General features: G+C 67.3%; 10 protein-coding genes. 3 read left to right on the top strand and 7 right to left on the bottom strand.

All coding sequences use genetic code 11. The annotated features are described in order from the left end of the window. Positions 1-221 precede the first annotated feature (221 nt). From CFB50_RS06055 to hpnI, 6 genes are all read right to left on the bottom strand, one after another. The gene (locus CFB50_RS06055) at positions 222-779 is read right to left on the bottom strand and encodes a hypothetical protein (RefSeq protein ID WP_089445235.1); all 558 of its coding nucleotides are present in this window, start codon (positions 777-779) and stop codon (positions 222-224) included. Positions 780-904: 125 nt separating this feature from the next. Next, positions 905-2,296, bottom strand: coding sequence for a group II intron reverse transcriptase/maturase (gene ltrA / locus CFB50_RS06050; protein ID WP_089445234.1), 1,392 nt, complete (start codon positions 2,294-2,296; stop codon positions 905-907). A gap of 441 nt (positions 2,297-2,737) precedes the next feature. Next, entirely contained in the window at positions 2,738-3,781 is a 1,044-nt protein-coding gene (locus CFB50_RS06045) for an HpnL family protein (protein ID WP_069247519.1), read from the bottom strand. Then, on the bottom strand, positions 3,778-4,662 hold the full coding sequence (hpnK, locus tag CFB50_RS06040) for a hopanoid biosynthesis-associated protein HpnK (RefSeq protein ID WP_089445233.1): 885 nt from the start codon (positions 4,660-4,662) through the stop codon (positions 3,778-3,780). Before hpnK ends, CFB50_RS06045 begins: the two co-directional genes overlap by 4 nt. 3 nt (positions 4,663-4,665) lie before the next feature. Next, positions 4,666-6,108, bottom strand: a complete 1,443-nt coding sequence (gene hpnJ / locus CFB50_RS06035; protein ID WP_306426965.1) for a hopanoid biosynthesis associated radical SAM protein HpnJ — start codon at positions 6,106-6,108, stop codon at positions 4,666-4,668. Positions 6,109-6,244: 136 nt separating this feature from the next. Further along, complete coding sequence (gene hpnI / locus CFB50_RS06030) at positions 6,245-7,420, bottom strand: bacteriohopanetetrol glucosamine biosynthesis glycosyltransferase HpnI (RefSeq protein WP_089445232.1); 1,176 nt, start codon at positions 7,418-7,420, stop codon at positions 6,245-6,247. 640 nt (positions 7,421-8,060) lie between these two features. Between hpnI and CFB50_RS06025 the strand changes: the two genes are divergently transcribed. After that, positions 8,061-9,059 (top strand): LLM class flavin-dependent oxidoreductase, encoded by a 999-nt coding sequence (locus CFB50_RS06025; RefSeq protein WP_089446040.1) that lies wholly within the window; start codon positions 8,061-8,063, stop codon positions 9,057-9,059. Positions 9,060-9,095: 36 nt separating this feature from the next. On the opposite strand, the gene CFB50_RS06020 is transcribed toward CFB50_RS06025, so the two are convergent. Then, entirely contained in the window at positions 9,096-10,157 is a 1,062-nt protein-coding gene (locus tag CFB50_RS06020; protein ID WP_089445231.1) for an alpha/beta fold hydrolase, read from the bottom strand. 173 nt (positions 10,158-10,330) lie between these two features. On the opposite strand from CFB50_RS06020, the gene pdxY reads away from it, so the two are divergent. Together pdxY and CFB50_RS06010 are read left to right on the top strand one after the other, a co-directional pair. Continuing rightward, positions 10,331-11,191 (top strand): pyridoxal kinase PdxY, encoded by an 861-nt coding sequence (gene pdxY / locus CFB50_RS06015; RefSeq protein ID WP_089445230.1) that lies wholly within the window; start codon positions 10,331-10,333, stop codon positions 11,189-11,191. Between the two features lie 280 nt (positions 11,192-11,471). Then, complete coding sequence (locus tag CFB50_RS06010; RefSeq protein ID WP_089445229.1) at positions 11,472-13,616, top strand: phosphocholine-specific phospholipase C; 2,145 nt, start codon at positions 11,472-11,474, stop codon at positions 13,614-13,616. The last annotated feature ends 71 nt before the right edge of the window (positions 13,617-13,687 follow it).

Genomic DNA, 13,687 nt, shown 5'->3' with positions numbered 1-13,687 from the left:
CGGGCTGACGCGGATAGTCGCAAGCGAAATTGATTGCCTCAAACCACCTGGCACGCGATTGCTGCATCGCAACAATCCGCCCCATCATTTGCAACTACGACCTACGCCGCTGTTTCAAAAGGGAAAAAGCCGCTCCCTGACAACCGGATAACGTGCAGGGAAGCGGACTTTTTGCAATTTTCCGGTCGCTTTTTCGATATAGCGCCGAAGACGGGTTGCGCCTACCGTCCCTTCAGGATGTCGGAGCGCGAAGTCGTATAGACAAGCCCGTCCGGGCCGAAATGGACGTTGAAGAATGCGTCGGTGTTGACGCCGTCCTCGAGCCAGCGCCAGCTCCAGACGATCTCGGGCTTGAGCGGATACTGCGCGATGTCGCCGGGCTTGCCGAGCAGGCGCCGTACCTCGTCCTCGTTCATGCCCGGACGCACTTTCGCGAAATTCTCGGCGGTCAGCACCTGCGTCGCGCCCGTGTAGCGGCCATTCGCATCGAGATCGACGAACCACGTCTGGTTGCCCATCGGGCCGCGCGGGTATTCGAGCCGCTTCGAGCCGTCGGTGAAGTCGCGCTCGGTCTCGGGCTTGCCCATCGTGCCGCGCACGTCGGCCTCGGTCGATTCGCCGACCTTCAGCCCCTTCAGCAGCAGCGGCGCGGGCTTGATCGCGTTGAAGAAGTCCCTGATACGTTGCACGTCGAGGTTGCCTTGCTTGTCGTCGCAGCCGGTCAGCGCCAGCACAGCGGCCAGCATCGTCACGGGAAGCAGCCGGAAACGGAAATTCATCGGAAGAAATGCGCGTCGAGAAAACACGCGGCAAGGATACCCGCGCAACGCATTGGGTAGGGAGAGGGGTTACCCCCTCAGCCCTCCCACACCACCGTACGTGCGGTTCCGCATACGGCGGTTCATCAAGAACGCTGGAGGCGCTGCTGGGTGTCCAGCAGCGAGACCAGCCCCAGGTCGTCGAAGTAGCGTTTCGGGAAGGCCGCGTTCATGTGGCTCGCTCCTGCGTTCCACCAAGGCCCTCGCCCATTGCGGGACGATCGCCATGCCCGTGCTTCCGTGAGTCCCCTTCGACGCAGCATGGTCGCGCGGGCTCCCCGGCGTTTCGCCTGCCTCCATAGAAGGCTGCGCATTCGCCGTCTGACCCACCCGTCCAGTTCCTCCAACGCGCCTTTGACCTCCGTGTGCCGGAAGTAGCTTATCCAGCCGCGAAGCACCGGGTTCAGCGCCTCGATCGTCTGCGATACGCTACGTCCTCGACCCGGACGCATCAGTTCCCTGACCCGCGCCGTCAGCCTCTTCAGGCTCTCCGGTGCGATTCGCAACCTCGCCTGACGATGCATCGTCACGCTGTAGCCCAGGAACTTGCGCGTCCACGGCCGTGCACACGTGCTCTTCGCCTCGTTGATTCGCAGCCTCAAGCGCCTCTCCAGAAACGCCTTCATCTGCATCAACAGCCGCTCGCCCGCCGCCTTGCTTCGAACATAGATGTTGCAGTCGTCCGCATAACGGCAGAACGCGTGGCCGCGTCGCTCAAGCTCGCGGTCCCAGTCCGTCAGCAGAATGTTCGACAGCAGCGGCGAGAGCGGCCCGCCTTGCGGCGTCCCCTCCCGTCGCACCGTCACCATCCCGCCTAGCAGCAGGCCCGCCTCCAGATATCGCCGGATCAGCTTGAGCACCCGATCATCCTTCACCTGCCGGGCCACCCGTGACATCAGGATGTCGTGGTTCACCCGGTCGAAGAACTTCTCCAGATCGATGTCCACCACCCAGCGGCGGCCTTCCTGCACATACCGCCGTGCCTTCAGCACCGCCTGCTGCGCGCTGCGCTGCGGCCTGAAGCCGTAGCTCGACTCAGAAAACCCCGGCTCGAAGATCGGTTGGAGTACTTGGTGCAGCGCTTGCTGGATCAGCCGGTCCAGCACCGTCGGGATGCCCAGTGTCCTTACCCCGCCCGCAGGCTTCGGTATGTCCACCGCGCGTACCGCCGCCGGCATGTATTGCCCCTCCAGCAGCGCCGCCTTCACGCTCGGCCAATGCATCTTCAGCCAGTCCTTGAACTGCTCCACCGGCAAGTCATCGACTCCCGGCGCGCCACGGTTCTCGACCACCCGTCGATACGCCAGCCACAGGTTGCTGCGTTCTACCACCGCCTCCATCAGCGATGGTCCCTCCGCTTTCGCTTGCCCAGTAGCCGCCGTGCCAGCCTCCGCACCACGCGCGCCATCCCCGGAGTTCCGCCCCGGCTCCTGCGTCATGGCCCCGTTCTCACAGGCTTGTGCTTCATCGACTCGCATCGAGTTTCTACCGTCCTAATTGCGGTCCTTCATGTTCGGGCCTTCAGCCTCGTGGCCTACTATGCCCTCTGCTGACTTCTGCATGGCCATCCCGACGCCTCTCGACGCCAGTAGCACTTCGGCAGCCGTGCAGATCTCCCCGGGTATTGCGCACCCACCTTCACGCTTATGCCTGTCGGATATACGCCGCATCGCCCCGTGCAAGTTTCGGGCTTCGGCCGTTTTGGCTGCCTTACCCCGATGCGTCGCCTCTTATCCGCTTCCTGTTCGTCAGGCCAGCGCTTTGCCTCGGGCTTCCTTCAGACTCGCAGTCACCCACGACGCCCTTGCCTCTAGCTAACACTTCCCCTTGCCGGGCGTGTAGAGGACTTTCACCTCCTAGTGAGTGCGCCCTGCCGGGCGCACCAAAAGCGCGAGACGGGCGCGCGGCCCGTCTCGTATTCAGTGCGTCGTTTCGGTTTCGGTCTCGGCCACGCGACTCGCCGCTTGGGGCGAGCGCGGCACGGCCGGCGGCGCACTGATGCGGCGCCGCGTGCGCACGAGTTCGGCCAGCTGCCACGAACCGAGCGCCAGGCAGCCGAACAGCACCTCGCGGCCGCGCTTGACGAGCGCGAGCGACAGCGCCGTCTCCCGGTCGACGCCGAACATCTGCGCGAGCAGCACGACGGTCGCCTCCTGTACGCCGAGGCCGCCCGGCACCATGAACGCCGCATGGCGCACGGCCTGCGTCATCGCCTCGATCGCGATCGCGCCGCCGATCGACACCGGATGGCCGAGCAGCGCGAGCGCCCAGTAGATCTCGAGCGCGCCGAGCACGTAGCCGGCCAGCTGCCAGAAGAATGCGCTGAACAGCAGGCCCGTGCGCGACATCAGCCCGTCGATGTCGGCGTCGAGCCGCTTGCCGTCGACGCCCTGCAGCAGCCGGTGCGAATCGCCGAGCAGGCGGCCCGCGAAACGCTCGATCGCATGGAAGATGCCGCCGCGGCGCATCAGCACGACGCCGAGCACCGGCAGCGGCAGCGTCAGCAGCAGCGCGAGGCCAATCGTGCCGCCGCCCATGTTGTCCGTCGTCGCGAGCAGCAGCACGAGGCCGAGCGCCGCGAACGCATACTGGACGACGATCGTCACGAGCACCTCGACGATCACCGATGCCGTCACGCGGCTCGCGTCGGGCACCTGCCAGCGCGCGAGCCGGATGCCGACCAGCTCGCCGCCGATCCCGACCACGGGCAGCAGCCGGTTCACCGCTTCGCGCACGGTCGCGATCCACCACAGGAACGGCAGCGACGAGCGCTTGTCGAGCAGCAGGTGCCACGCGTAGGCGTCGAGCAGCAGCGGCAGCGCATGGAACGGCACGAGCCACAGCAGCGCGTAACCGGCGCGCGCGAGCATCTGCGACACGTCGCCGATGCCCTCGTGCAGCCCCAGGGCGAGCAGGATGCCGATGCCGAGCGGCCAGCCGAGCCATTTGATCCACTTGGTCATGACGGCTGCGCTCCCGGTGCGCGCGACGCCGGCGTGCCGCGCCGTGCGGCGGCCTGGCCGAACACGTCGGCAAAGCCGCCGGTCGCGACGCCCGCGGCCTTCAGCGCGGCCGCGACACGCGGCGACAGCAGCGCATCGAGTTCGTCCACCGGACGGTAGCCGGCCATCGTCGGCGTGATCGGGCCGTCGCCGGCCTCGGCCGGATGGCAGTAGATCTCGCCGACGCCCGGCGGCAGCTTGGCGAGCGCATCGAGCAGCACGGCCTCGTCCATCGCGCCCGTATGCTCGATCCCGACCACGTAGTCGTTGTGCGCGAGCCCCGCGCGGTCGAGCCGCGCGCGCACGAGCGCGATCCACGGCTTGAGCAGCGCGGGCGCACTCGTCTCGTACGGCAGCCGCACCGCGCGCAGCCCGTAGTCGCGGCCGATCTCGATGATCAGCGACAGTACGGTCGGATGCAGGTGGAAATGCTTGTGCGCGTTCACGTGGTCGAGCGGCAGGCCGCTCGCCGCGAACGCGTCGAACTGCGCGCGAATCTCGCGGCGCAGCTGCGCGCGCACGTGCGGCAGGAAGAAGAAGCGGCAGCCGTCCTTCGCCATCGCATCGCCGAACCGCCCGTCGGGGCCGACGAGCGCGGGAATCTCACGTGCGGGCAGCGTGGCCGGCCCGTCCGCGAGGACGAGATGCAGGCCGACCGCGAGCGACGGCAGCCGCCGCGCGCGCTCGATCGCATCTTGCGCGGCGGGCGCGCCGACCATGAGGCTGGCGGCGTTCAGCACGCCGTCGCGGTGCGCGCGCTCGACCGCCGCGTTGACGCGCGGGTGCAGCCCGAAGTCGTCCGCGGTGAAGATCAGCGCCCGCGCCGCCGGGTGCGTCGCCACGAATCAGGCCTCGTGCGCGCGCAGGAAGCGGAAGAACTCGACGCCTTCGCGCAGGCGGCGCTTCATCATGTCCCAGCTCGTCAGCATCTCGCGGACGATCTCCCAGATCTTCGACGGGCGGAAGTAGAACTGGCGATAGAACTGCTCGAGGTGGTGATAGATCTCGTCGCGCGACAGGTGCGCATAACCGATCGCCGCGAGCTGCACGCCTTCCTTGCTGACCAGGTTGATGGTCTTGTTCTCTTCCATCCAGCCGTTTTCCACGGCCTGCTTGTAGAGCGTCGTGCCCGGATACGGCGCGGCGAGCGACACCTGGATCGTGTGCGGATTGATTTCCTTCGCGTACTCGATCGTCTTCTTGATGGTTTCTTGCGTCTCGCCCGGCAGGCCGAGGATGAAGGTGCCGTGGATCTTGATGCCGAGCTTCTTGCAGTCCGCGCTGAAGCGGCGCGCGAAATCGGTGCGCACGCCCTTCTTGATGTTCACGAGGATCTGGTCGTCGCCGGATTCGAAGCCGACCAGCAGCAGGCGCAGGCCGTTTTCCTTCATGACCTTCAGCGTCTTGTACGGCACGTTCGCCTTCGCGTTGCACGACCACGTCATGCCGAGCTTGCCCAGGCCGATGGCGATTGCTTCAGCGCGCGGCAGGTCGTCGGTGAAGGTGTCGTCGTCGAACATCAGTTCCTTCACTTCCGGCATGTTGTCGCGGATCCACTTCGCTTCCGCGAGCACGTTCTCGACCGAGCGCGTGCGGTAGCGATGGCCGCTGACCGTCTGCGGCCACAGGCAGAAGGTGCAGCGCGACTTGCAGCCGCGGCCCGTGTAGATCGACACGTACGGATAGTTGAGGTAGCCGATGAAGTAGTTGTCGATCTTCAGGTCGCGCTTGTAGACGGGCGCGACGAACGGCAGTTCGTCCATGTTCTCGAGGATCGGACGCGCTTCGTTGTGCTCGATCGAGCCGTCCTTCGCGCGCCAGCTCAAGCCCTTGATCTCCGGGAACGGCTTGCCTTCGGCGATTTCCTTGCAGGTGTAGTCGAATTCCTCGCGGCACACGAAGTCGATGGCCTCGCTCGCCGTGAGCGAGTTGTGCGGATCGACCATCACCTTCGCGCCGACCATGCCGACCAGCATCGACGGCTTCATCTTCTTCAGGTCCTGCGCGAACATCGCGTCGGTCGGGAACGACGGCGTGCTCGTGTGGATGATCACGAGGTCGTAGTCGTTCGCGATCTTCAGCGTTTCCTCGACCGACAGGCCGTCGGCCGGTGCGTCGACGACGCGGCTGCCCGGCACGAGCGCGGCCGGCTGCGCGAGCCACGTCGGATACCAGAAGGAACGGATTTCGCGCTTCGCCTGATAGCGCGACCCGGCTCCGCCGTCGAAGCCGTCATACGAAGGGGCCTGCAAGAACAGCGTTTTCATGAATGCTCCGGTAGCCTGCATAGTTCGATTCGTCACAACGATTCAGTCAAAAAACCGCGGGCCGCCGTGCCGGCGCCCGCCTCTCTGTCATGTCGCGCCGCACGGCCTCGCCGTGCAACGCGTCTCGGCCCTCGGGCCGGGTTCGGTCGGAACGGCCCTAGCGGCCGTCCACTGCTTCCACTGCCGCCGTCGCGCGTTCGCCGCCGACGACCGTCATCCTCGCGCCGCGCCACACCACGTGCGTGCCGAACACGGCCGCGAGCCACTCGAGCGCGAGCAGCGTGTCGCGCACCGCGACGAGCGGCAGGTCGCGCCAGAACGCGCGCCAGCCATCCTCGCCGCGGGCGTGCAGCACGAGCCGCCCGAACGCGCCCACCACGGCCGCCCAGCCCGCCAGCGAGCCGGCGAAGGTGCCGTCGAGGCGCAGCGCGAGCGCCGCGCCGATCGCGAGCCACGGCACGGTAAACGTAATGAACAGGAACGCGAAGCCGGCCGGGTTCAGCGAACGGATCGTGCGCAGCCAGCGCGTCTCGCGGTGCCACAGCGGCCCGAACGACGGTTCGATCACGTCGGTCGCGACCTCGACCTCCGACAGCACGGTGCGTCGCCCGAGACGGCGCGGCAGCTCGGCCAGCCAGAAATCGTCGGCCAGTTCGTCCTTCAGCGCGGGAAAGCCGCCGACCCGGTCGAGCGTGTCGCGCGTCAGCGCGAGCGTCGCGCCGAAGCCGAAGCGGCTCGAGCGGCCGAGGTGCGTGATCCGGACCGACGGTGCGAACCATGCGTCGACGAATTGCGCGCCGATCCGCGTCCAGAACCCGCCGACGCTGCGCGCATGATACAGGCACGTGACGACACCGACCGACACGTCGGCGAGCGGCGCCGTCACGTGCTCCAGATAGTCGGGCTTTACCGCGATGTCGCTGTCCGCGATTACGATGCGGCCGTACTTCGCGCGCTCGGCGAGGTTGATCAGGTTGCTGACCTTCAGGTTCTTGCCATGCACGCGCGCGTCGATCACGAGCGTGATGTCGCACTCGGGATAATCGGCGCGCAGCCGTTCGACCACGGCAATCGCCGGATCGGCCGCCGATGCGACGCCGAACAGCACTTCATACCGCGGATGGCGCTGCTCGCAGAACGTCGCGAGGTTTTCGTACAGGTGCGGCTCCGCGCCGCACAGCGGCTTGAGCACGCTGACCGGCTCGAAGCCGTCGCGCACGGCCGTGCGCGGCGTACGCGGCCGCGGCGCGAACGCGGCGACGAGCGCATAGCCGGCCGCGGCCAGCGTGAAGACGATCAGGAGCCAGTCGAGCATCGTTGCGGTTGCCGTCATGCGCGACGCCTCCCGGCGACCTGAACGCCATGGAGAACGCTTGAGCATGATTGAGCGTGATTCGATATTCCGGCAACGACGAACGCGGGCACGACCCGACTCCTTGTTCCAGCAGCGTCTGTGTATGGGGGAGGCTCGACCCATCTTTCGGATACGGCCATGCCCGGCTTCGCGTGGTGCATCTCCGCGCGACGCCCGGACGGGATGCGGGAAGATTCGTATGGCTACCTTCGGCACAACATGGGTAGGCGCCGGATTTTAGCAGCCTGCGGCACCCCGCGCTTGGCACTACGAGAAACGGACTGGTGCATTTCCGGCAAAGCTGTGCAGTCGGCGAACCATTTGGGCGCACCCGCGTTCACGTTAGCGTAAGCGGTTTGCAGGCGTATTGCAGTCTTGAAAATCATACGTTTCGTGCAAATTTGTACGTCGATGCGAATTCACATCCAATCGCCGTAAAGACCGGTAATTAATCACCAATTAGATTGATTTTTGCAACGATCACCGAATTCGACCCTGCACCCCTGAAAGGCGCATGGGTATCGGGCCGCCTCCAGCACGTTCCGGAACCCTTTGGCAAAATCCTTGGCATTTGTTGCGTCAGCGCATCACCGCGCGCGCCCCTTTCGAAGGCCATCCGATGATTCCGTTTTCCGTACTCGATCTCGCCCCCATTCCGGCCGGCGCCGACGCCTCCCAGGCATTCCGCAATACCGTCGATCTCGCGCAGCATGCGGAACGCTGGGGTTACCGGCGCTACTGGCTCGCCGAGCATCACAACATGCCCGGCATCGCGAGCGCGGCAACGGCCGTCGTGATCGGCCATGTCGCGGGCGCCACGCAGACGATCCGGGTCGGGTCGGGCGGCATCATGCTGCCGAACCACGCGCCGCTGGTGATCGCCGAGCAGTTCGGCACGCTCGCGTCGCTGTATCCGGGGCGCATCGACCTCGGCCTCGGCCGTGCACCCGGCACCGACCAGACCACGTCGCGCGCGCTGCGCCGCGACCTGATCGGCAGCGCCGACTCGTTTCCGGATGATGTCGCCGAGCTGCAGCGCTACTTCGCGGAGCCGGTGCCCGGCCAGCGCGTGCGCGCGGTGCCCGGCGCAGGGCTCGACGTGCCCGTGTGGCTGCTCGGCTCGAGCCTGTTCAGCGCCCAGCTCGCCGCGATGCTCGGGCTGCCGTTCGCGTTCGCGTCGCACTTCGCGCCGGATTACCTGATGCGCGCGCTCGAGATCTATCGTGCGCAGTACCGGCCGTCGGCCGCGTGGCCGAAGCCGCATGCGATGGTCGGCGTCAACGTGTTCGTCGCCGATACCGACGACGAGGCGCGGCGCCTGTTCACGTCGCTGCAGCAGCAGTTCATCAATCTGCGGCGCGGCACGCCGGGCAAGCTGCCGCCGCCGGTCGACGTGCTCGAGGCGAACGAGCTCGAACTCGCGACCGTCGCGCATTCGCTGTCGTTCGCGGCCGTCGGCTCGCGCGACACGGTGCGCGACAAGCTGCGCGACCGCATCGCGCAGACGGGGGCCGACGAGCTGATCGTCACCGCACAGATCTACGATCACGCGGCACGGCTGCGCTCGTTCGAATTGACCGCGCAGATCCGCGACGAGCTCGCGAGCGAAACGCGCTGACGGCGCGCGCCCGGGCCGCCTGCGGCCGGCCCGGCATCACTGCGGGTGCACGGCCTCCAGCCCGGCGAGCAGCGCCTTGTGGAACGCGTCCGGATCCTGGATCTGCGGCGCGTGCCCGAGCGCCGGGAACTCGACGAGCTGCGCGCCGGGGATCGCCGCCTGCGTGCGCTTCGCGAGTTCCGGGTAGCGGCCGAGCTTCGCATGCACGTCGGGCGGCGAAACATCCTTGCCGATCGCGGTCGTGTCCTTGTCGCCGATCATCAGCAGCGTCGGCACGCGGATCGCGCCGAGTTCATAGACCACCGGCTGCGTGAGGATCATGTCGTAGATCAGCGCGGAGTTCCACGCGACCGCGTCGCGACCGGCGCCACGGTACATCCCGGCCAGCATCTGCACCCAGCGCTCGTACGACGGCGACCACTTGCCCGCGTAGTACGTGCCCTGCTCGTAGCGGCGAATGCCGTCGGACGTGGTCTTCAGTTCGCGCGCATACCAGTAGTCGACCGGCAGCGGCGGCACGCCGAGCGCCTTCCAGTCCTCGAGGCCGATCGGGTTCACGAGCACGAGCTGGTCGGTCGCCTTCGGATACATCAGCGCGTAGCGCATCGCGAGCATCCCGCCCGTCGAGTGCCCGACGATCGTCGCCGACTTCACCCCCATCGATTCGAGCAGCGCATGCGTATTGCGTGCGAGCTGCTGGAAGCTGTACTGGTAGCGATCGGGCTTCGACGACTTGCAGAAGCCGATCTGGTCCGGCGCGATCACGCGATAGCCGGCGCGGCTCAGCACGCCGATCGTGTCCTCCCAGGTCGCCGCGCAGAAGTTCTTCCCGTGCAGCAGCACGACGGTGCGGCCGTTCGGGTGTGCCGGCTGCACGTCGAGGTAGGCCATCTCGAGGGTTTCGCGCTGCGACACGAACGTGTAGAGATGCACGGGCGCCGGATAAGTGAACCCTTCCAGGCGCGGGCCATACACGGGCCCGTCGTTGCCGGCGGGCGAGGCGGCGGCCGCCATGGCGGGCACGGCGCACGCGACGGCGACACCCGCGCCGAGCACGGCGGCGCGCACGGAAAACAACATCTTGCGAATCGAAAGCATGGCGATCACGGTGATTGGAGACGCACGCGGGCGGCCGGGCCGCCTCGCGCCCCGCGATTCTACGCGGTCGCGCTGACGACGGCGCGCAACACTCCGGCGCCGCGCGACTTCCGCGTGCGCGACGAACTCGGGTATCGTGTGACGTGACCCTGAAACGCGTGCAGGCGCTTCCCATGAAAAACGTCCTCAGCATTCAGTCGCACGTCATCTACGGCCATGCCGGCAACAGTGCGGCCGTGTTCCCGATGCAGCGCCTCGGCGTCAACGTCTGGCCGCTCAATACCGTCCAGTTGTCGAATCACATGCAGTACGGGAACTGGGCCGGCAGCGCGATCGATGCCGCGAAGATGGAGCAGCTCGTCGACGGCATCGCCGCGATCGGCGCACTCAAGCGCTGCGACGCCGTGCTGTCCGGCTTCCTCGGTTCGCCGCCGCAGGCGCGTGCGGCGATCGAGATCGTCCGCTCGGTGAAGGCGATGAACCCGAACGCGTGGTACTTCTGCGATCCGGCGATGGGCCAGACGGGCGGCATCCGGCCCGAGCCGGGCGTCGAGGAATTCATGGTCCAGGAGGTGCCGGCGCTCGCGGACGGCATGTCGCCGAACCACACCGAACTGCAGAAGCTCGCCGGGCGGCGCATCGAAACCGTCGCCGAAGCCGTCGAAGCCTGTCGCTCGCTGATCCGTCGCGGACCGCAGATCATCCTCGTCAAGCACCTGCACGACCGCAACAGCCCCGCCGATCGTTTCAACATGCTCGCGGTCACCGAAACCGAAGCGTGGATCGGCCAGCGCCCGCTGTACGCGTTTCCGCGCCATCCGGTCGGCGTCGGCGACCTGACCAGCGCGATCTTCGTCGCATGCCGGCTGCGCGGCGACTCCGTGCGCGCGGCGTTCGAGCACACGCTCGCGGCCGTCCACGCGGTCGTGAAGGCCACCTACGATGCGCGCCGCTACGAGCTCGAACTCGTCGCCGCGCAGGACGAAATCGCGCGCCCGAGCGAATGGTTCGGCGCGTGGGTCACGGACGCCTGACACGCCGGCATCGCCCTCCGCTTCACCGGTGCGCATCCCGCGCCGCATCGCTTTCCCGCCTCATCCCCGCCGCACCGCGACCGCTGGCGACATGCACCCCGATGCCGCTTCGATATCACTTCGATGCGGATGCAAACGTTTCCGGACTTCACATGAATGACACCGATTTCTCGCTATGCTCGCGGCGGCACCACCCGGCGCAGCCGCATCCTGCGACCCGGGCGCGCCCTTCCAGCAGGTCCCGCCAATCGGCTCCCCCCTTTACCGCACGATAACGACCATGACCCGATCGAACCGTCGTGACTTCCTGCGCGTCGCTGCCGGCACCGCCGGCGCCGCCGCGCTGAACCTGTTCCCCCCCGTGATTCGCGATGCGCTTGCGATTCCCGCGAACCGCCGCACCGGCACCATCCGCGATATCGAACACATCGTCATCCTGATGCAGGAGAACCGCTCGTTCGACCACTACTTCGGCACGATGCGCGGTGTCCGCGGCTTTGGTGACCCGCGTCCGCTGCGCCTCGCGAACGGCAAGTCGGTGTTCCACCAGCCGGTCGGCCCGGCCGAGCTGCTGCCATTCCACCCGGGCGCGGACAAGCTCGGCCTGCAGTTCCTGCAGGATCTGCCGCACGGCTGGCAGGACATGCACGCCGCCTGGAACAAGGGCCGCTACGACCAGTGGGTGCCGAACAAGGGCACCACGACGATGGCGTACCTGAAGCGCGACGACATCCCGTTCCACTACCAGCTCGCCGACGCGTTCACGATCTGCGACGCGTACCACTGCGCGATCCCGAGCTCGACCGACCCGAACCGCTACTACATGTGGACCGGCTACGTCGGCAACGACGGCACGGGCGGCGGCCCGGTGCTCGGCAACGAGGAAGCGGGCTACGGCTGGACGACCTATCCGGAAGTGCTGGAGAACGCCGGCGTGTCGTGGAAGATCTACCAGGACGTCGGCACCGGCCTGAACGCCGCCGGGTCGTGGGGCTGGACGCAGAACCCGTACATCGGCAACTACGGCGACAACTCGCTGCTCTACTTCAACCAGTACCGCACCGCGCTGCCCGGCACGCCGCTGTACGAGAAGGCGCGCACCGGCACCAACATCAGCGCGGGCGGCACGCTGTTCGACGTGCTGCAGCAGGACGTGAAGAACGGCACGCTGCCGCAGGTGTCGTGGATCTGCGCACCGGAAGCGTATTCCGAGCATCCGAACTGGCCGGCGAACTACGGCGCGTGGTACATCGAGCAGGTGCTGCAGGCGCTCGTGTCGAATCCGGAGGTATGGAGCAAGACCGCGCTCTTCATCACGTACGACGAAAACGACGGCTTCTTCGACCACGTGCCGCCGCCGTTCGCGCCGCAGTCGCGCGACAACGGGCTGTCGACGGTCGCGACGACCAACGAGGTGTTCCCCGGCGACGCATCGCACATGGCCGGCCCGTACGGGCTCGGGCCGCGCGTGCCGATGCTCGTCGTGTCGCCGTGGACGAAGGGCGGCTGGGTCTGCTCGCAGACCTACGATCACACGTCGCTGCTGCAATTCATCGAGGCACGTTTCGGCGCGCAATACCCGGTCAAGGCCGGCAACATCTCGCCGTGGCGCCGCGCGGTGTGCGGCGACCTGACCGCCGCGTTCGATTTCGCGACGGCCGATGCCGGCTGGCCGAAGCTGCCGGACACGAGCAGCTACGCGCCGCCCGACCGCCTGCGCCATCCCGACTACATCCCTGTGCCGCCGGTGCTGCAGAAGCTGCCGAAGCAGGAGGCCGGGCTGCGTCCGGCGCGCGCGCTGCCGTACGAGCTGTTCGTGCACGGCCGCGTCGAATCGGTGAACGGCCTGTTCCGGCTGACCTTCGCGAACACGGGCCGGGCAGGCGCCGCGTTCCAGGTGCAGTCGCGCAATCGCCTCGACGGCCCGTGGGCGTACACGGTCGAAGCCGGCAAGCGGATCGCCGACACGTGGAGCGCCACGGCGTCTCTCGGCCTGTACGACCTCGACGTGTACGGCCCGAACGGCTTCTACTGCCATTTCCGCGGCCCGTTCGCGACCGGCGTCGGCAGCGCGAACGTGAACCCCGAGGTGATCTACGGCTACGACGTCGCGAACGGCAACATCACGCTGCGCCTGATGAACCGTGGCCACAAGGCGGTGCGGCTCAAGGTCACCAACGCGTATGGCCACGGCCACGCGCGCACGTTCGACCTCGCACCGGGCCAGCAGGTCGACGACTACTGGGATCTGCGCGGCAGCCACGGCTGGTACGACCTGACCGTCAGCGACGGCCGCCTGCTCGGCTTCCTGCGTCGCTTCGCGGGTCACGTCGAAACCGGCCGCCCGAGCACCAGTGATCCGCTGATCCGCACGCACGCATCGCACGACGATGCCGAAGCCGCATCGGACGCCCTGTCCGACTGACGGCATCCCGTGCGCGGCGCGGCCCCGACGGGCCGCGCCGCCTCCCTGTTCCCCCCTCCTCTCGGCCCGCT

It is taken from the genome of Burkholderia sp. AU33423 (assembly GCF_002223135.1).
Taxonomy (GTDB): Bacteria; Pseudomonadota; Gammaproteobacteria; order Burkholderiales; family Burkholderiaceae; genus Burkholderia; species Burkholderia lata_D.
Note: the sequence above shows the minus strand (reverse complement) of the source record. Positions and strands in the feature narration are given on the sequence as shown.